The following is a 17,884-nucleotide window of genomic DNA, read 5'->3' on the forward strand; positions in this document are numbered from 1 at the left end:
GGCGGGGACCCAGTCTGGGCTCCCGCCTTCGCGGGAGAACAATCTTAGCTCCGCGGCAGTTGCGACGAGGGATCCACCGGCGTCCGCCCCTTGCGCAGTTCGAAGTGCAGCTCCGGCCGGTCCGCAAACCCGGTGTCGCCCGACAGCGCGATCGTCTGGCCGCGCTTGACGCTCTGGCCGCGTTGCACCAGCAGCTTCGACGCGTGTCCGTACACGCTCGTCCAGCCGCCGCCATGCTTGATGATCACCAGCCCGCCGAGCGCGGCGATGCCGTCGCCGACATAGGCGACCACGCCGTCTGCCGCGGCATGGATCGGCGTCGAGATCGGTACCGCGATCTTGATCCCATCGTTGCGCTCGCCGCTTGCGCCGTGCCCGAAGCGCTTCACGACCTTGCCGTCGACCGGCCACAGGAATCCGCCGCTGGCGAGACGCGCGGGCGCGGTGACGACGGCGTTGGAGGGCAGCACCCGGCGCGGCGTCGCGATGGGTCTTGCCGGCGCCTGGTTGCTGGCGAGGGCGGGTTCGCCGCCCGTCAAGATGTCGTCGATGTCGAGCGTGAACGCCCGCGCGCGCTCGGAGGCGCTTGCCGCGCCGCCGCTCACCCCGCCCGGGATTTGGATGCGCTGGTCGGCGCGGAGCACATATGGTTCGACGAGCGCATTGGCGGCGACGATCCGCGACCATTCGACACCATAAGCGCGGGCGATCGCGATGCCGGTCTCGCCGCGCCGCACCTGGTGATAGCGACCGCCGGGGATCTGCAAACGCTGGCCGGCACGGATCGAATAGGGCGATTGGAGGTCGTTAGCGCGTGCGATCGCCTCAAGGCTCGCACCGCTGCGATCGACCACGTGGCCCAGCGTATCGCCGGGCCGGACGACGTAAATGGCGTCGGGAATAGTCTTCGCATCCGCACTGACCGGCCGCGCCTCCCAGGCGGGGCGCGGAGCGGGCAGGGTGGTGACCTCACCGGTATCGCGTCCGGGAATGTCCTGCGGCGGCCTGTCATCGCGAGGCCTGTCGTCGCGGGCCCTGTCGTCGCGGGCCCTGTCGTCGCGGGCCCTGTCATCGCGCGGGACATCGTCCCGCGCGTGGGGCGGATCGTCGCGGCGAGGCGCGGATTCGCGGTACGGGCGCTGCGGCGGGGTGCCGTAGCCCGCAGGGCGATCGACCTTCGGAATGCATGCGGTCAGCGCGAGCGTCGCAAGCGACGCCAGAACACCCGCACGCCGCATCACTGATAGGCCTGTGCGAGCATGTCCAGCGACTCGACATGCGTCAGGTCGAGATGCAGTGGCGTGACCGAAACGTACCCGTCCGCGGTCGCTTCGAGATCGGTCGCGTGCGCGGGTGTCTCGACGGTCCGGCCAAGCGCGAACCAGTGATACTCGTAGCCGCGCGGATCGGTGTTGGTGACGATCTGCAGCCGGCCATAATCGCGCAGGCCCTGCCCGACGACGCGCACGCCCTTCACCGCGTCCGCTCGGCTGGCAGGAAAGTTGACGTTGACCAGCGTCCGCGGTGCGAGCGGCGCATCGATCAACGGTCGCAGGACGCGCTCGCCCCACGCCGCGGCGGCTTCGAACGGTACGCTGTCGCCCATCCCCTCGCGACTGTAGATCTGGCTCAGCGCGATCGACCGGATACCGCCCAGCGCGCCCTCCATCGCTGCCGAGACGGTCCCCGAATAGGTCACGTCCTCGGCCAGGTTCGCGCCGCGGTTGACGCCCGACAGGATCAGGTCAGGCGGCCCATCCTTCATGATCTTGGCGAGCGCCATCATCACCGCATCGGTCGGCGTTCCCGCGACCGCATAGCGCTGCTCGCCGTGCCTGCGCACACGGATCGGCCGCGACAGCGTCAGCGAATGGCCCGCGCCCGACTGTTCCTCAGCGGGCGCGACGATCCAGATATCGTCGGACAAGGTCCGCGCGATTGTCTCCAGCACCTTCAGCCCGGGCGCATGATAGCCGTCGTCGTTGGTCAGCAGGATCCGCATCAGCGCTTGGGCTCCAGAACGGTCAGCCCGCCGAGATACGGCTGGAGCACGGCGGGTACGGCGACCGCGCCGTCCGCCTGCTGGTAATTCTCCAGTACCGCGACGAGCGTGCGACCGACTGCGAGCGCCGAGCCGTTGAGCGTGTGGACGAACCGCGTCCCCTTCTCGCCCTCGGGCCGATAGCGCGCGTTCATCCGCCGCGCCTGGAAATCGGTGCAGGTCGATACGCTGCTGATCTCGCGATAGCGCGCCTGGCCTGGCAGCCAGACTTCCAGATCGTACGTGCGCGCCGCGGTGAACCCCATATCGCCGGTGCATAGGAGCATCCGCCTGAACGGCAGCTGCAAGGCGTCGAGAACGCCTTCCGCGCACGCCGTCATCCGCTCATGCTCGGCCTCCGACATGTCTGGGGTGACGATCGAGACCATCTCGACCTTGTCGAACTGATGCTGGCGAATATAGCCGCGCGTGTCGCGACCCGCGGCGCCCGCCTCGGAGCGGAAGCACGGCGTCAGCGCGGTAAAGCGTAGCGGCAGTTCGCCCTCGCTCAGGATCTGCTCGCGGACGATGTTGGTGAGGCTCACCTCGGCGGTCGGGATCAGCCAGCGGCCGTCGGTCGTGCGGAACAGATCCTCCGAGAATTTCGGCAACTGGCCGGTACCGAATACGGCTTCGTCGCGGACCAGCAGCGGCGGCGATACTTGCTCGAAGCCCGCCTGGGCGACATGATCGAGCATGAACTGTCCGAGCGCACGTTGCAGCCTGGCGGCTGGTCCGCGGACCAGCGTGAAGCGCGCGCCGGACATCGCCGCGCCGGTCTCGAAATCGAGGCCGATCGCCGGACCGATCGCGTCGTGTTCACGGGCGGTGAAGGCGAATGTCGTGGGCGTACCGCGCGTGTGGACGAGTGCGTTGTCATCCTCGCCGCCGCCCTCCGGCACGTCGGCGGCGGGCAGGTTGGGGATCGCGGCGAGCAGCTCGCCGAGCTCGTCGCCCAGCCGGGCCTCTTCGGCTTCCAGCGCGGGCAGCGCCGCCTTCAGGCTCGCGACCTCGGCCATTAGCGCCTGCGCCTTGGCCTCGTCCTTCTGCGCCTTGGCCTGACCGATTGCCTTCGACAACTCGTTGCGGCGGGTCTGCGCGGTCTGCGACTCCGCGATCGTCGCGCGGCGCTGTTCGTCGAGGGCGACCAGGGCTGCGGACTGCGGCGCGAAACCGCGCTTGGCGAGGGCGGCGTCGAAGGCGGCGGGATCGTCGCGGATCAGGCGTATGTCGTGCATGACCGGGCTATGCCGAGACGGGTGCGGGGGCGCAAGGCGGGCCCGCCTAATCCGTTGGCGGGGAGGATCGGAAGGGTGCGCAACCTCTCGGGTTCGCGGCGCGTTTCCCAACAACACGCACAGCGAAAAGGAGACACCGCATGCATCTTCCCCACAACACCGTCATACTCGTTGCGGACGGTCGGAAAATGCTGTTCCTGCGCAACGAGGGCGATAATGAATTCCCGAACCTCGTCGTCGAACAAGCGCGCGAACAGAACAACCCCGCGACGCGCGACCAGGCGACCGATTCCGCCGGACGCGCCTCCTCGCCGCAGGGCGCGGCGCGGAGTTCGGTTGAGCCGACCGATTTTCACCAAATCGAAGAGGATCGTTTCGCCGCCGATGCGGCCGACTTCCTCAAGACATGCGCATTGAAGAATGATTTCGACTCGCTGATCATCGTCGCGCCGCCCAAGACGCTCGGCGAGATGCGCAAGCATTATCACAAGGAGGTCAGCAACCGGCTGGCCGGCGAACTCGACAAGGACCTGACTGGCCATCCGATCGCCGACATCGAAAAGGCGCTCAAGGCCGCCTGATCATCGCGGTTGCGTGGTCGTCGCGCATACGAAAAAGGCCCCGACGGATATGTCCGGCGGGGCCTTTTTGGCATATTGCGATCACGTCAGGCGGTGATCGCAGCCGGCTTGGCGAAGCGTTTGCGGGCGACGAGCGCTGCGGCCGCCGCGCCGAACAGCAGGACCATCGGCGGTGCGGGAACCGGGGCGGGGGGGCCGCCGCTCGACCCGGTGCTGCCGCTCGAACTGGCGCTGCTGGCGCTGCTGGCACTTGACGCGCTGCTGGCGCTGCTCGCGCTCGAGCCGCTTGAGCTTGCCGACGACGCGCTGCTGCCCGACGAGGCCGAACTGCCCGACGATCCGTTGGAGCTCCACCCGCCGGTCGAATTCCAGCCGCCGTTCGATCCCCAGCCCTTGCTGCTCGAGCCATAGCTCGACCCGTCGTGACCGGGCTTGCCTCCCGACGAACTGCCGCTGCTGGCGGACGAGGCCGAGGATGCGGAGGATGCCGACGACGCGCTGCTCGACGACGTCGATACGTTGCCGCTCGACGACGATGTACTGGAGATTTGGGCACCGCCAGTGCTGCTCGACGATCCGCCGGTCGAGGTCGACCCGCCGCTCGACGTCGACGAGATCACGATGCTGCCGCTCGATCCGCCGCTGCCGCCGAAGCCGCCACCAAAGCCACCGCCGAATCCGCCACCGAAAAATCCGCCGCCGCCGCCGATTACCGGGGCGCTGCCGGCACCACCGCCGCCGATATAGCCTTGTCCGACGGGGGCCGGGATCGGCACGGGGGTCGCACTGGCGACCGTCACCACGGTCGGCGCGCATGCCGTTCGCGTGGTCGTCGTCACGCGACGGACGCGGGGCCGGTGGACCGCGGCGATCTGGGGTCGCGCGACTCGCTTGACGAGCACCCGCTTGGCGTTTTCGGTGCGAGTGGGCCGCTCGGCGACATGCACGGCGCCACCGCCGATCAGGGCACCACCACACGCGCAAGCGCACAACTTGGCCAAAGCCATCCTAACCGACATATCGTCACTCTTTCGTTGCCGGCACGTCGTGTTGCCGGATCCCCGTGTGCAGCGTTACGAAACTGCTATCCGACTAACTGCAAAACAAACCATTAAGTGCAATAGCGTTAACCATGTTTGGAATGGTTAATCATCAATTAACGTACGTCTTCTGCCGGCGAACACGCTTAACGTACCGGCTTGGGACATAAACGCCACGTCGAAGGCGACCTCGCAAGAGCGCTGAGTAGGTAGAGATGGCCCGGTATCCATGAAACCGAGGATCGCGCACGCGAAATAAAATGTCGGATTCGGCTTCGTTTGTGCAAGTCGGGTCGCTTGTGGTCGTGTCCGTGCGCGCCTATAGGCGCATTCACCATTTGGGGGTGGCCCTCGGAGATCAGCGTGGTTGATCCGACGGGGCCAGAGGGAGAGTGGTATGGCGACCGTTATGAATCGTACGAGCGAGAATTCCAGTCCAGACGCTGCTAATGACTGTGGTGACGACACCTATCGGCCCGACGCCGACGAACCTTTCATGAGCCTGAAGCAGCAGGCGTATTTCCGCCGCAAGCTCCAGGCATGGAAAGAGGCGATCCTGCGGGAATCACAGGAAACCCTGTCGCAGTTGCAAGTGGATTCGCTGCGCGAGGCCGATCTGACCGATCGTGCGTCGAGCGAGACCGACTGGTCGATCGAACTTCGTACCCGCGATCGGCAGCGCAAGCTCGTCTCCAAGATCGAGGCGGCGATCCGCCGAATCGACGAGGGCGAATATGGCTATTGCGAAGTGACCGGCGAACCGATCAGCCTGGCACGGCTCGAGGCACGACCGATCGCGACGATGACCGTCGAGGCGCAGGAGCGGCACGAACGCAACGAGAAGGTCTCGCGCGAGGACTAATGTCTCGCGCAGGGACCGATTGAGGGATACCCGATCGTCCGCGCCTCGATTAAGGCTGATTCCGGCCCGCGCCCGTCGTTAAGTGTTTCGGCAGGCGTTTTGGGCTATGCTTCAGACATGGCCCTGCTCATGGGCCTCGACGGTGCGGGATGATGATGGACGGTTTCGATCGCAGGACCCCTGGGGATGCCGATGGCAGCGCGCCGTCGGAACACGTGACATCGAACGGGCCTGGCACAGGTCAGCGTGCAAAGGCGCGCGACAGCCTGTTGTTGGTGGCGCAGTGTCGGCTCGGCGAGCAGCGTACGGTGCATGAGGTGCGTGTTCGCAACCTGTCCGAGGGCGGGCTGATGATCGAACTCGACACGCCCGCCGATGTCGGAACCCGTGTGTGGCTCGACTTGCGCGGCATAGGCGAGATTGTCGGCAAGGTCGCCTGGTGTGCCGCAGGCCGGATGGGCATCGCGCTGGATACGCCGATTGACCCCAAGAAAGCCCGCAAGCCGGTCGGCGGCGGCGCCAAAACCGGCTTGCTGGGTTTGTAGTCGGTGACGGTCATTCCTCGGCGCTCGGCCGGTCCAGCGACCGCACGATCTGTCGTCAGAGGCTGACGATCTCTTCTTTCAGGCGCAGTTTCTGCTTCTTCAGGCTGGCAAGGATGGCGGCATCGGGCAAGGGGCGGTGGGTCTCGGCTGCGATCCGCTGGTCGAGCACGGCGTGCTTGGTTTCCAGAGCTGTCTGATGCGTCGTCTGCACGGTGAAGTACCTCCTGCATTCGGTTGGGGACTCAGTAAACCACCGTGTCTTCGAAATGTCTTCAACGGAAATCGACCAATTCGATTGAGTGAGCGATTTGGCGCGACGACCCGTTGTCGAGGTGAATGGTGACGCCTGCCCGGGGCCGTACTACGCCCACCGCCGGCCATCCGACTCGCAACACAGTACCTGCGTCGTCGATCCTGTCGCTCCGCGCCGCTTTAACGCTCGCCAGCGCGCGCGCATTTGCTAAGGACCTTAGCGACGGAGGATCGGCATGTATCTCAGGGACAGCGTGGACGAGGCCCAGCTGCGAATTCGGCTCGATGCTATGCGCATCGAGCACCGGGACCTCGATGATGCGATCGCCGCGCTCACGATGCTGACCGTGCCGGACCAACTGCAGATTGCGCGTCTCAAGAAGCGTAAATTGCGGCTCCGCGACGAGATCGCCGCGTGCGAGGACATTCTGGTTCCGGATATCATCGCCTGATCGCGCGATCGGGCCCGATTGCGTCGTTTTGGGACGTTTCGAACAGATTGCCGCAGGCGTCACCGTTCATCATGCTGGGCGGTGCGGGGTGGCTATGGCATCCCAAGCCTATGAACGGACTGAATGAATCGCGGTTGCAGCAACGCTTGGTCGACGCGCTGTATAGCGAGGCGATGCTACTGGCCGACGAGGCGCGAACCTATTTCGACGAGGCGGGGCGCGCGGAGCGCGAGGCGCTTGATCCGCTGATCCGCGTGAGCTTCAGTTGCGAGTCGCTCAAGGTGACGACGCGACTGATGCACGTCATCGCCTGGCTTCTGACGCAACGTGCGGTGCAGGCCGGCGAGTTGCAGCCCCGCGATGCGCTTGATCCAGCGCGCCGGCTCGGTGATGCCCCGATCACTGAGCAGGCGCTGCTCGACAGCCTGCCGCTCCGCGCGCGGACGCTGATCGAGGCCAGCGCCGACCTCCATCGCCGCGTCGACCGCCTTGATCGCGGACTCGACGCGGTACACGGCGCCAGCCCGGCGCGATCGATGCAGCGGCTGCTTGCCCAGGCGTTCTGAAATGCCCTTTGCGCCCGGCACGTGGAGGAGCGTCCGGACTTGTCAGGCGTAAGGACGATGCGCTCGACCGACGCCGCATCGCCGCCGATTTAGAGCGCCAGCCGCGCCCGTGCCGCACGGTATTCGCGCTCCAGGCGGTCGACGCGGTCGGCGACGCTCTCGACCTTGCTGACCGCGCCGATGCCCTGGCCCGAACCCCAGATGTCGCGCCAGGCCTTGGGCTTCGACCCATTGCCACCGCCGAAGTCCATCGTCTTCAGATCGCCCTCGGGCAGATTGTCGGGGTCCATCCCCGCAGCCTCGATCGACGCGCGCAAATAGTTGCCGTGGACGCCGGTGAACAGGTTCGAATAGACGATGTCGGAGGCCTTGCCCGCGACGATGCCGTCCTTGTAGGCCTGATCCGCATTGGCCTCGGTCGTCGCGATGAACGGCGAGCCGATATAGCCGAAATCGGCGCCCACCGCCTGCGCTGCCAGCACCGCGTCACCCGTGGCGATCGAGCCCGACAGCGCGAGCGGGCCATCGAACCACTGGCGGATTTCCTGGATGATCGCGAACGGCGACAGGCGGCCGGCATGACCGCCAGCGCCGGCCGCGACCGCGATCAGTCCGTCGGCGCCCTTTTCGATCGCCTTGCGCGCAAAACGGTCGTCGATCACGTCGTGCAAAGTGATGCCGCCCCAGCCGTGCACCGCGGTGTTCAGGTCTTCGCGCGCGCCGAGCGAGGTGATGACGATCGGCACCTGCCACTTGGCGCAGGTCGCGAGGTCGCTTTCGAGACGGTCATTCGACTTGTGAACGATCTGGTTGACCGCGAAGGGCGCGGCGGGCCGGTCGGGATTGGCGCGGTTGTGCGCGCTCAGCTCCTCGGTGATCCGGTGCAACCATTCGTCGAGCAGCGCCTGCGGCCGCGCGTTGAGGGCCGGGAAAGAGCCTACGATACCCGCCTTGCACTGCGCGATCACCAGTTCCGGGCCGGAAATGATGAACAGCGGCGAGCCGATGACGGGGAGTCGCAGGTTTTTTAGAATGGCGGGTACGGTCATGCCGGTTTTCTAGCGCAACGCAATCGCGCGCGCCAGAGCCGGTTTTGCCCTCCATCCGGCCGATGTTCCGGCCGGATGGAGGGCAGGGTATCAGACCATCTTGCCGATCACCTTGTCGAGCGTCAGTGGGTATTCGCGGACGCGGACGCCGCACGCATTGTAGACCGCGTTGGCGATCGCCGCGCCGACGCCGCAAAGGCCGAGTTCGCCGATGCCCTTGGCCTTCATCGGCGAGGACTTCTCGTCCAGCTCGTCCATGAAGAACACGTCCTGCATCGGAATGTCGGCGTGTGCGGGGACGTGGTATTCGGCGAGGTCGTGATTGACGAAATAGCCGAACCGCGTGTCGACGATCGCGTCCTCCATCAACGCCGCGCCGACGCCCATCGTCATCGCACCGATGACCTGGCTGCGCGCCGATTTCGGGTTGAGGATACGCCCGGCGGCAAACGCACCGCTCATCCGGCGGACACGGATCTCACCGGTGGCCGAATCGACTCCGACCTCGACGAAATGCGCGCCGAACGTGGCCTGTGCATAGGTCTTGGTCAGATCGCCGAACTCGATCGAATCCTCGGCTGAGAGGCCGGCATCGCCCGCAGCGTCCGACAGCGAGACACTGCGGTTGCCCGACTTCACCTTGCCATCCTCGAACACGACATCGTCCGAATTGAAGCCGAGCTTGCGCGCGACCGATTCGCGCAGCGCCATGCAGGCTGCATAGACCCCCGCGGTCGAGCTGTTGCCGCCCCACTGGCCGCCCGACCCCGACGAGGCCGGGAAGCTGCTGTCGCCGAGCAGCACGATGACCTTGTCCATCGGCACGCCCATCATCTCGGCGACAGTCTGGCCGATGATCGTGTAGCTGCCCGTGCCGATGTCGGTCATGTCGGTGGCGACCGTCACCATGCCCTTCTTGTCGATGCCGACGCGTGCGCCGGACTTCATCGTCACGTTGTCGCGGAACGCCGACGCCATGCCCATGCCAACCAGCCAACGTCCGTCTCGGACCTGGCCGGGTACGGGATTGCGCTTGTTCCAGCCGAAGCGTTCGGCGCCGGTCTTGAGGCAACCGACCAGATCGCGCTGCGAGAACTGGCGCGACGGCTTTTCGGGATCGACCTGCGTGTCGTTGACGATCCGCAGCTGGACCGGGTCCATCTTCAGCTTCTCGGCCAGCTCGTCCATCGCCGCCTCCAGCGCGAGCAGGCCGACCGCCTCGCCCGGCGCGCGCATAGCATTGCCCTCGGGAAGGTCGAGCACGGCGAGACGAGTCGCGGTCATGCGGTTGGCGCCGGCGTACAGCAGACGAGTCGCGTTTGGCGCGGTCTCCGGTCCGCCGCCGGGCAGATCGCCCGACCAGCTCTCATGCGCGATCGCGGTGATCTTGCCGTCCTTCTGCGCACCGATGCGCAGGCGCTGGATCGTCGCGGGGCGATGCGTGGTGTTGTTCATCACCTGCGGACGCGCCAGCGCAAGCTTGACCGGCCGTCCACCGATCGCGCGCGAGCCGAGCGCCGCCATTACAGCATCGCTGCGGATCCACAGCTTCGACCCGAAGCCACCGCCGACATAAGGCGACATCACATGAATGTTGTCCTTCGGGATCAGCAGCGTCTCGCTCATGTCGCCGACCGCCCAGGCGATCATCTGGTTCGATGTCCACAGCGTCAGCTTGTCGCCCGTCCACGCCGCGGTCGTCGAATGCGGCTCCATCATCTGATGGCTCTGGTCGGGCGTGGTGTAGCGCTCGTCGACCTTCACCGCCGCCTTGGCGAACGCGCCGGCAAAGTCGCCGACGGCTGTGTCGGGGGTGCCGCTCTTGGGCTTGGTCGCCGAGCCCTGCGACGCGGCGAGGTCGAAACTACCTTTCGCCCGCGCATAATTGACGCGCAAAAGCTTGGTGGCGGCGCGCGCCTGCTCGAACGTCTCGGCGACGACCACGGCGACGGCCTGGTCGTAATGCTGGACGTCGGGGCCCGCGAGCATCCGTGCGGTGTGGTTCTTGGCCTTGCCGATCTTGCCGGCATTCTCATAGGTGACCACCGCGAGCACGCCGGGCGCCGCCTTGGCGTCGGCGACGTCGATGCTCTCGATCCGGCCCTTGGCGATCGCTGCGCCAAGGATGTAGCCATAGGCTGCGTTGGGGGCGGCGTCGCTCCGCTCATAGGCGTAGTGCGCGGTGCCGGTCGTCTTCAGCTTGCCGTCGATACGATCGATCGGCTTGCCGAGCACCTTCATCCGGTCGGTGGGATTGGCGGTTGCGGGGGTATCGAACTTCATGGGCGTCAGGCCTTCGCGTCTTCGAACACGGCGCCGATGGTGCGTTCGACCAACGGCAGCTTGAACGCGTTCTGTGAGGTGGTGCGGGCGCCGGCGAGAACCGCCGCTGCGGTAGCCTTGGCGCCATTGGGCATCTGCGCCTCGGCTGACTCGACGCGCCAGGGCTTGTGCGCGAGACCACCAAAGGCGAGCCGTCCACGACCGCCGGGCTGGATCACCGCCGCGACCGAGATCAGTGCGAAGGCATAGGACGCGCGGTCACGCACCTTCTGGTAGATGTGCGTGCCGCCGATCGGCTTGGGCAACGTTACCGCGGTGATGAGCTCACCCGGGGCCAGCGCCGTCTCGATGTTCGGCGTCGCACCGGGCAGCCGGTGGAAGTCGGCGATCGGGATCGCGCGGGTGGCGCCGGCGGCGTTCACCGTCTCCACGGTCGCGTCGAGCACGCGCATCGCGACTGCCATGTCGCTCGGGTGCGTGGCGATGCACGCCTCGCTCGTCCCCATGATCGCGAGGTTGCGGTTGAACCCGCCGATCGCGGCACAACCGCTGCCGGGCTGGCGCTTGTTGCAGGGCTTGGTGGTGTCGTAGAAATAGGGGCAACGCGTGCGCTGGAGCAGGTTGCCCGCGGTGGTCGCCTTGTTGCGGAGCTGGCCGCTCGCGCCGGATACCAGCGCGCGGCTGAGCACGCCGTAATCCTTGCGCACGCGCGCATCGGCGGCAAGGTCGGTGTTGCGGACCAGCGCCCCGACACGCAGGCCACCATCGGCGGTCGGCGTGATCTTGTCGAGGTCCAGACCGTTGACGTCGATGAGATGCTGCGGCGTCTCGATCTGCAGCTTCATCAGGTCGAGCAGGTTGGTGCCGCCCGCGATGAACTTGGCGCCCGGCATGCGGGCCGCGGCGCTCGCAGCCTCCTTGGCCGAGGTGGCGCGCTCATAGGTAAAGGCCTTCATGCCGTGCGCTCCGTGCCCGCGACGTCGTGGATCGCGTCGATGATGTTGGCATAGGCGCCGCAGCGGCAGATATTGCCGCTCATCCGCTCGCGCAGTTCGTCGGTGCTGACGGTCGGCTGCGCGGCGATGTCGCCGGTGACGTGGCTGGGGATACCCGCCTTGATCTCGCCGAGCGTGGCGACTGCCGAGCAGATCTGGCCCGGCGTGCAATAGCCGCACTGATACCCGTCATGCTTGACGAACGCGGCCTGCATCGCGTGGAGCTTCTCGGGCGTGCCGAGGCCTTCAATCGTGGTGACCTCCTCGCCTTCGTGCATCACAGCGAGCGTCAGGCAGCTGTTGATCCGGCGACCCTCGACGATCACCGTGCACGCGCCGCACTGACCGTGATCGCAGCCCTTCTTGGTGCCGGTGAGCTTCAAATTTTCGCGCAGCGCATCGAGCAGCGTGGTCCGCGTGTCGACAGTGATCTTGGTCGTGCGGCCGTTCACCTTGAGCGTGACCGGCATCGTCGGCGGGGCCGGCTGCGCGCTGCCCTGCGTCTGCGCCTGCGCCTGCGCTGCGGGTGCTGCGGCCAGCGTAGCCGACGCGACACCGCCGGCAATCACGCCACGGCGCGACACCGGAAAACCTTCATCCTGATGCATATAAACCCCTGTATCTGCTAGCATAACACGTGAGGACGGCCAAAGTTGCGCTAAGGCGGATTTGGTTCCGTGAATATTTGGTCATCTGGTTTGCGATAGGGTGTTGTAATGCGGACGATTTCTTCCGGCGTGTCGGTCCGGCTCTATCATCTGGACGATAGCGGGGAGGGCGGGGCGGCGACGACCTTGTTCTATGGGCCGTTGAACGAGGCGCTGGGGATTGCTGCGCGGCAGGAGGAAGATGTGCAGGCGGGGTTGTATCTGGCGACGGAAAACGACGTCGTCGCGTATCTGGATTTGGAGGATTAGATCACTGGTCAACCCTCCCCCCTGCGGGGGAGGATCAGGTGGGCGTTTACGTCCCAGGCGTGAACCCGTCATCGCGATCCGGCGGCGTCGGCGAATGCACCTCGGCGCAGATCGACCGCAGCGCATCCTTCATCCCCTCCTCGAACGTCGGATGATAGAAGGGCAGATCGAGCACCTCGGTCGCGGTCCAGCCGCTCTGGATCGCCCAGGCGATCAGGTGCGCGCTGTGCTCTACGGCCGGCCCCGCCATCGTCGCGCCCGTCAGGCGGCCGTCGCGGCGGTCGGCGTAGAAACGCACCAGCCCGGCATTGCACGCCTCGACCTTCGCGCGCCCCTGATCGTCATAGGAGGCGGCGCCGATCACGCTGTCGGCTTCGTCGTCCTTGGCGATCTTGCCGATCACCGCGACATTGGGGTGCGTGAAGGTGATCGCGAACGGGACGGTGCGCTTGCCCGGCGTGACCTCGGGATAGCTCGCCGCGTTGCGCCCCGCGATCATGCCCTCCGCCGACGCCTCGTGCAGCACCGCGCGATCATGGTCCGCGTCGCCGGCGATGAAGATCGGCGCACTGCCACACTGCATCGTGTCGCGGTCATAGTCGGGCATCCCGTGGTCGTCGAGCGCAAGACCGGTCGTCTCGAGCCCGATATCCTTGATCCGCGGTGGCCGGCCCGTCGCGACGAGCAGATAATCGAAGCGCTTGCTGCCCGACGCCGAGCCTTTCCAGGACAGCGCGACGCCGTCGCCATCGGGGTCGGCCTTGAGATCGACGCCCAGCAGGATCGGCATCTCACGCGACAGGATCGCGTGATACGCCTCCGCGACATGGGGATCCTTCAGCCCGCCGATCGTCTCGCCGGTGTCGAACACCATCGTCTCGACGCCGAGCCGCGCCATCGCCTGTGCGAGTTCGAGCCCGAGCGCGCCTGCGCCGACCACGCCGATCGAGCCCGGCAGGTCCTTCAGCTCGAAGATGCTCTCGTTGGTCAGCACGCGGTCGCGCACGGCGTCGAACATGTCGGGGATTGCGGGGCTCGATCCGGTCGCGATCACGACGGATTTCGCATGGACCTGACGCCCGTCGCTGAGCGCCAGAATCGTCGCGCCTGCGAATTTTGCGCGTGCCTCGATCTTCACTTCGTCGGGCAATTTGTCGATCGACGTTTCGACCCCGGCGACGAAAGCATCGCGCTGCTTGCGGACCCGCGCCATCACCGCAACGCCGTCGACCTGGGCCGAAGCCTCGACCCCGAAAACCTTGGCCTGCTCGACTGCGTGCATAGCATTGCCAGCCGCGATCAACAGCTTGGAGGGCATACATCCCACGCTGGCGCAGGTCGTGCCGCCGAAGCCCTCGTCAATCAGGAGCGTCTTGGCGCCGTTGCGGCGAGCGCTACGCTCGGCGGCGAGGCCGGCGGTCCCCGCACCGATGATCGCGACATCGCAGGTCAGGTTGGTCATCATGGGTCTCCGTTGCCGGAGAATTCCGGGGGTGCGGTCAACGAAACCTTCGATGCCGGCCAGCCGTTCCGAGGGGCAGCACATTCCCGTGTCGAAGGACGCTTATGTTAACGCTGCACCATTTGAACTACTCGCGGTCGATCCGCGTGATCTGGCTGCTCGAAGAGCTCGGCATCGAATATGACCTCGTCAAATATGAGCGCGACGCGAATTTCCGTGCGCCGCCCGAGCTGAAAGCGATCCATCCGCTCGGCAAGGCCCCCGTGCTCGTCGATGGCGACCTGACGCTGGCCGAGAGCGCGCCGATCCTCGCCTATATCGATGAGCGCTACGGCGACCGCCGCTTCTCGCCACCGATCGACAGCGATGCGGCGGCCATCCATGACGAGTGGCTGCAATATGTTGAAAGCTCGGCCGCGCTGCCGATCATGATGACGATGTTCGGCAAGCGGATGGGCGGCCTGCCTGAGGGCCTGACGAAGTTCACCGGCCCCGAGGTTTCCAAGACGCTCGATTATATCGCCGCGGGTGTCGGCGATGGCCCCTATCTGATGGGGGAGCAGCTCATGCTGGCCGATATCCAGATGTGCTACATGCTGGCGATTGCCGAGAGCACGGGCTTGCTCAAGGAGCACCCCGACGTTGCCGCCTATCTCGATCGTCTGCGCGCGCGTCCGGCGTTCCTGTCTGCCACCGAGATCGGCGGACCGTTGATGGCATCGCGTCGCTGAGCAGATGACCACGATCCCGATCCTCTAGTCGGGATCGTCGGCTTCCACCTCGATGCGCATACGTATTCAGTCGCGTGTTAGCGGTAGCGGGTTGATTGTGTGGTGAAATTGTCACGCTGGCGTCGCGGCTCTCGTTGACGCGCAGCATGTTCTGGGCTGATGCTCGGTCGCGGTCACCTCGCCGGCAAGGCGGGCGTGGAACCGTGAGGATGCTGAAGGAGCCAAACGTCGTGACTGCCGCTGCCAAGACCATCGGCAAGCTCACGGGCAAACCGACCTCGTTCGATATCGCGCAGCTCGCCGGCGTCTCGCAACCGACCGTATCGCGCGCGCTGCGCGGCAGCTCGACGGTCAATCTGGCGACGCGGCAGCGGATCGAGGCGATTGCGCGCCAGCTCAACTACACCGTCGATCGCAGCGCCTCGAACCTGCGCAATGGTACGACCAAGACGATCGCGCTGCTGCTGTTCCGCGATCCGACCCCCGACGAGACCGTGGTCAACCCGTTCTTCCTGGGCATGCTCGGCGCGATGATGGCGGCGTGTGCATCGCATGGCTACGATCTGCTCGTGTCGTTCCAGCAATTTTCGAGCGACTGGCATACCGATTACGAGGACAGCCACCGCGCCGACGGGCTGATCCTGCTCGGCTATGGCGATTATGCCGATTATCGCGCCCGGCTCGAAGCACTCGTCGCGCAAGGGACCCACTTCGTGCGCTGGGGCTCGGTCCAGCCAGGCCAGCCGGGGCTCACGATAGGGTGCGACAACATCGCCGGGGGCGCCGCGGCGGCGCGGCACCTGCTCGACCGCGGGCGGCGGCGGATCGCGTTCTTGGGCAGCGCCACCGATCATTATCCCGAGTTTCACGACCGGTATCGCGGCTACGTCGCAGCGCTCGGCGAGCACGGTCTCGCGGCGGATCCGAAGCTTCAGGTCGAGACTATCTCGACCGAGGAGGATGCGACGCAGGCGACGCGCGAGCTGCTTCACCGCCGCGTGCCGTTCGATGCGATCGTCGCGGCGAGCGACCTGATCGCGCTGGCGGCGATGCGCGTGCTGGCAGGGGCGGGGATCAACGTGCCCTATGACGTGGCGATCGTCGGGTTCGACGACATCCCCGCTGCCAGCCTTGCCAATCCGCCGCTGACGACGATCGCGCAGGATAGTGGGCTGGCGGGGCGGCGGCTGGTCGAGATGCTGCTCGCGCGGATCGGCGATCGACCGGTCGAGAGCACGGTGCTGCCGACGCAATTGGTGATCCGGCGATCATCGGGTGAAGGACGCTGAATGGCCGTGCAGGGTAGGGAGAAGCCACCTCAGGGCTTCTGGGGGCTGTGGAACATCTCGTTCGGGTTCTTCGGGATCCAGATCGGCTTTGCGCTGCAGAACGCCAATGTCAGCCGCATCTTCCAGTCGCTGGGCACCTCGGTCGACGATCTCGCGTTCCTGTGGATCGCGGCGCCGCTGACGGGGCTGCTCGTCCAGCCGGTGATCGGGCATTATAGCGACCGGACCTGGGGGCGGCTCGGACGACGGCGGCCCTATTTCCTGGCAGGGGCGATGCTCGCGACGTTTGCGCTGCTGGCGATGCCGAACGCGCCGGTGCTGTGGGTCGCCGCCGTGTTGCTCTGGATGCTCGACGGATCGCTCAACGTCGCGATGGAGCCGTTCCGCGCGTTCGTCGGCGACATGCTCGGCAGCCGCCAGCGCACCGCGGGCTTCGCGTTCCAGACCGGGTTCATCGGCGCGGGCGCGGTGATCGGCAGCCTTGCGCCGATCATCCTGACCGACGTCTTCCAGGTCGCGAACACCGCGCCCGCGGGCGGGATCCCGCCGTCGGTGCAATACGGCTTCTATATCGGCGCGCTCGCCTTGTTCTTCGCGGTGCTGTGGACCGTGCTGACGACCAGCGAATATTCGCCGACCGAAATGGCCGCGTTCGAGGACGAGGGCCCGGTCGTGCCACGCGACACGGTCGTCCGGTCGAGCGCGAGGCTCGCGCCGGTCTGGGTCGCGCTGGGTGCGATCGTGATCGCCGCGGTCGCGCGGTTCGGGCTCGACAAGCCGGTCTATCTGCTCGGTGGCGGGCTGATCGCATTTGGCATGGCGTTGCTGGCGAGCGCTGCCTTGGTGCGATCGGGCAGGGAGTCCAATGTTCTCAGCCAGATCGTCGGCGATCTTGGCACGATGCCGCAAACGATGAAGCGGCTTGCGCTCGTCCAGTTTTTCACCTGGTCGGCGTTGTTCATCATGTGGATCTACACGACGCCGATCGTCACGCAGCATGTGTTCGGCACGACCGACACGACCAGCGCGGCGTATAACGAAGGGGCGAACTGGGTCGGGGTGCTGTTCGCGGTGTATAACGGCGTGGCGACCCTGTGGGCGTTCGTCATGCCGGCGCTGGCGGCGCGGATCGGCCGGCGCGACGCGCATGTCCTCGGGCTGCTCTGTGGGGCGGCGGGGTTCGCGTCGTTCCTGGTGGTGCGCGACCAATATGTCCTGATCGGCTCGATGGTGCTGATCGGCATCGCTTGGTCGTCGATCCTGACGATGCCCTATGCGATCCTGTCGAACGCGCTGCCCCAGGCCAAGCTCGGCGTCTATATGGGGCTGTTCAACATCTTCATCGTGTTGCCGCAGCTGATCGTGTCGTCGGTGATGGGGCAGGTGGTGCGGACGTTCTTCCCCGGCGACGCGGTCTGGGCGATGCTGATCGCCGCCGGGGTGATGGGTGTCGCGGCGCTGGCGATGCTGCGGGTCGAGCGGAGCGCGTGACCGGGCTTCTGATCCTCCCCCGCTCGGGGGAGGTGGCAGGCGTTAGCCTGACGGAGGGGGCGGTTGGCACCAACCTGTGTTCCGTGTCCT

Annotated in this window: 20 protein-coding genes; 11 read left to right on the plus strand and 9 right to left on the minus strand. The window is 66.3% G+C overall.

Annotated elements, in window-relative coordinates; all coding sequences use genetic code 11:
* Positions 1 to 44: 44 nt before the first annotated feature.
* From ASE88_RS15265 to serS, 3 genes are read right to left on the minus strand one after another with little or no spacing between them, the layout of a single operon-like run.
* On the minus strand, positions 45 to 1,238 hold the full coding sequence (locus tag ASE88_RS15265) for a M23 family metallopeptidase (protein ID WP_056479101.1): 1,194 nt from the start codon (positions 1,236 to 1,238) through the stop codon (positions 45 to 47).
* Positions 1,238 to 2,002, minus strand: coding sequence for a 5'/3'-nucleotidase SurE (surE, locus tag ASE88_RS15270; RefSeq protein WP_056479104.1), 765 nt, complete (start codon positions 2,000 to 2,002; stop codon positions 1,238 to 1,240). The genes ASE88_RS15265 and surE overlap by 1 nt, the downstream gene beginning before the upstream one ends.
* Complete coding sequence (gene serS, locus ASE88_RS15275; protein ID WP_056479107.1) at positions 2,002 to 3,279, minus strand: serine--tRNA ligase; 1,278 nt, start codon at positions 3,277 to 3,279, stop codon at positions 2,002 to 2,004. The genes surE and serS overlap by 1 nt, the downstream gene beginning before the upstream one ends.
* Positions 3,280 to 3,419: 140 nt before the next feature.
* Between serS and ASE88_RS15280 the strand changes: the two genes are divergently transcribed.
* From ASE88_RS15280 to ASE88_RS15300, 5 genes are all read left to right on the plus strand, one after another.
* A complete protein-coding gene (locus tag ASE88_RS15280; protein WP_056479109.1) occupies positions 3,420 to 3,860 on the plus strand; it encodes a host attachment family protein in 441 nt (146 codons plus the stop codon).
* A gap of 93 nt (positions 3,861 to 3,953) precedes the next feature.
* The gene (locus tag ASE88_RS15285; protein WP_056479112.1) at positions 3,954 to 4,271 is read left to right on the plus strand and encodes a hypothetical protein; all 318 of its coding nucleotides are present in this window, start codon (positions 3,954 to 3,956) and stop codon (positions 4,269 to 4,271) included.
* Between the two features lie 21 nt (positions 4,272 to 4,292).
* Positions 4,293 to 4,607, plus strand: coding sequence for a hypothetical protein (locus ASE88_RS15290; protein WP_056479115.1), 315 nt, complete (start codon positions 4,293 to 4,295; stop codon positions 4,605 to 4,607).
* Positions 4,608 to 5,297: 690 nt separating this feature from the next.
* Complete coding sequence (gene dksA / locus ASE88_RS15295; protein ID WP_055877398.1) at positions 5,298 to 5,762, plus strand: RNA polymerase-binding protein DksA; 465 nt, start codon at positions 5,298 to 5,300, stop codon at positions 5,760 to 5,762.
* A 155-nt stretch (positions 5,763 to 5,917) separates the two neighbouring features.
* Positions 5,918 to 6,307 (plus strand): PilZ domain-containing protein, encoded by a 390-nt coding sequence (locus tag ASE88_RS15300; RefSeq protein ID WP_156357039.1) that lies wholly within the window; start codon positions 5,918 to 5,920, stop codon positions 6,305 to 6,307.
* Between the two features lie 55 nt (positions 6,308 to 6,362).
* On the opposite strand, the gene ASE88_RS18475 is transcribed toward ASE88_RS15300, so the two are convergent.
* Entirely contained in the window at positions 6,363 to 6,518 is a 156-nt protein-coding gene (locus tag ASE88_RS18475) for a YdcH family protein (protein ID WP_082463337.1), read from the minus strand.
* A gap of 277 nt (positions 6,519 to 6,795) precedes the next feature.
* On the opposite strand from ASE88_RS18475, the gene ASE88_RS15305 reads away from it, so the two are divergent.
* Complete coding sequence (locus tag ASE88_RS15305) at positions 6,796 to 7,011, plus strand: YdcH family protein (RefSeq protein ID WP_055877395.1); 216 nt, start codon at positions 6,796 to 6,798, stop codon at positions 7,009 to 7,011.
* Between the two features lie 110 nt (positions 7,012 to 7,121).
* Entirely contained in the window at positions 7,122 to 7,577 is a 456-nt protein-coding gene (locus ASE88_RS15310) for a DUF1465 family protein (RefSeq protein WP_055878692.1), read from the plus strand.
* A gap of 89 nt (positions 7,578 to 7,666) precedes the next feature.
* Here the strand turns inward: ASE88_RS15310 and ASE88_RS15315 are convergent, their stop codons facing one another.
* From ASE88_RS15315 to paoA, 4 genes are all read right to left on the minus strand, one after another.
* Entirely contained in the window at positions 7,667 to 8,626 is a 960-nt protein-coding gene (locus tag ASE88_RS15315) for an NAD(P)H-dependent flavin oxidoreductase (RefSeq protein WP_056479118.1), read from the minus strand.
* Positions 8,627 to 8,716: 90 nt separating this feature from the next.
* Positions 8,717 to 10,909, minus strand: a complete 2,193-nt coding sequence (gene paoC / locus ASE88_RS15320) for an aldehyde oxidoreductase molybdenum-binding subunit PaoC (RefSeq protein WP_056479121.1) — start codon at positions 10,907 to 10,909, stop codon at positions 8,717 to 8,719.
* A 5-nt stretch (positions 10,910 to 10,914) separates the two neighbouring features.
* Positions 10,915 to 11,865 (minus strand): FAD binding domain-containing protein, encoded by a 951-nt coding sequence (locus ASE88_RS15325; RefSeq protein WP_056479124.1) that lies wholly within the window; start codon positions 11,863 to 11,865, stop codon positions 10,915 to 10,917.
* Positions 11,862 to 12,512 (minus strand): aldehyde dehydrogenase iron-sulfur subunit PaoA, encoded by a 651-nt coding sequence (gene paoA / locus ASE88_RS15330; RefSeq protein WP_056479127.1) that lies wholly within the window; start codon positions 12,510 to 12,512, stop codon positions 11,862 to 11,864. The genes ASE88_RS15325 and paoA overlap by 4 nt, the downstream gene beginning before the upstream one ends.
* Positions 12,513 to 12,620: 108 nt before the next feature.
* Here paoA and ASE88_RS15335 point away from each other — a divergent pair, with 108 nt between their 5' ends.
* Complete coding sequence (locus ASE88_RS15335) at positions 12,621 to 12,821, plus strand: hypothetical protein (protein WP_055877383.1); 201 nt, start codon at positions 12,621 to 12,623, stop codon at positions 12,819 to 12,821.
* A gap of 46 nt (positions 12,822 to 12,867) precedes the next feature.
* Here ASE88_RS15335 and ASE88_RS15340 read toward each other — a convergent pair whose 3' ends face one another.
* Positions 12,868 to 14,283: a dihydrolipoyl dehydrogenase gene (locus ASE88_RS15340; RefSeq protein ID WP_156357040.1), complete on the minus strand. Its 1,416-nt coding sequence runs from the start codon at positions 14,281 to 14,283 to the stop codon at positions 12,868 to 12,870.
* A gap of 104 nt (positions 14,284 to 14,387) precedes the next feature.
* On the opposite strand from ASE88_RS15340, the gene ASE88_RS15345 reads away from it, so the two are divergent.
* From ASE88_RS15345 to ASE88_RS15355, 3 genes are all read left to right on the plus strand, one after another.
* Entirely contained in the window at positions 14,388 to 15,014 is a 627-nt protein-coding gene (locus tag ASE88_RS15345) for a glutathione S-transferase family protein (RefSeq protein ID WP_056479133.1), read from the plus strand.
* Between the two features lie 230 nt (positions 15,015 to 15,244).
* A complete protein-coding gene (locus ASE88_RS15350; RefSeq protein WP_414893865.1) occupies positions 15,245 to 16,303 on the plus strand; it encodes a LacI family DNA-binding transcriptional regulator in 1,059 nt (352 codons plus the stop codon).
* Positions 16,304 to 17,794: an MFS transporter gene (locus ASE88_RS15355; RefSeq protein WP_056479136.1), complete on the plus strand. Its 1,491-nt coding sequence runs from the start codon at positions 16,304 to 16,306 to the stop codon at positions 17,792 to 17,794.
* Positions 17,795 to 17,884: the final 90 nt, after the last annotated feature.

This window comes from Sphingomonas sp. Leaf38 (assembly GCF_001421825.1).
GTDB lineage: Bacteria > Pseudomonadota > Alphaproteobacteria > Sphingomonadales > Sphingomonadaceae > Sphingomonas.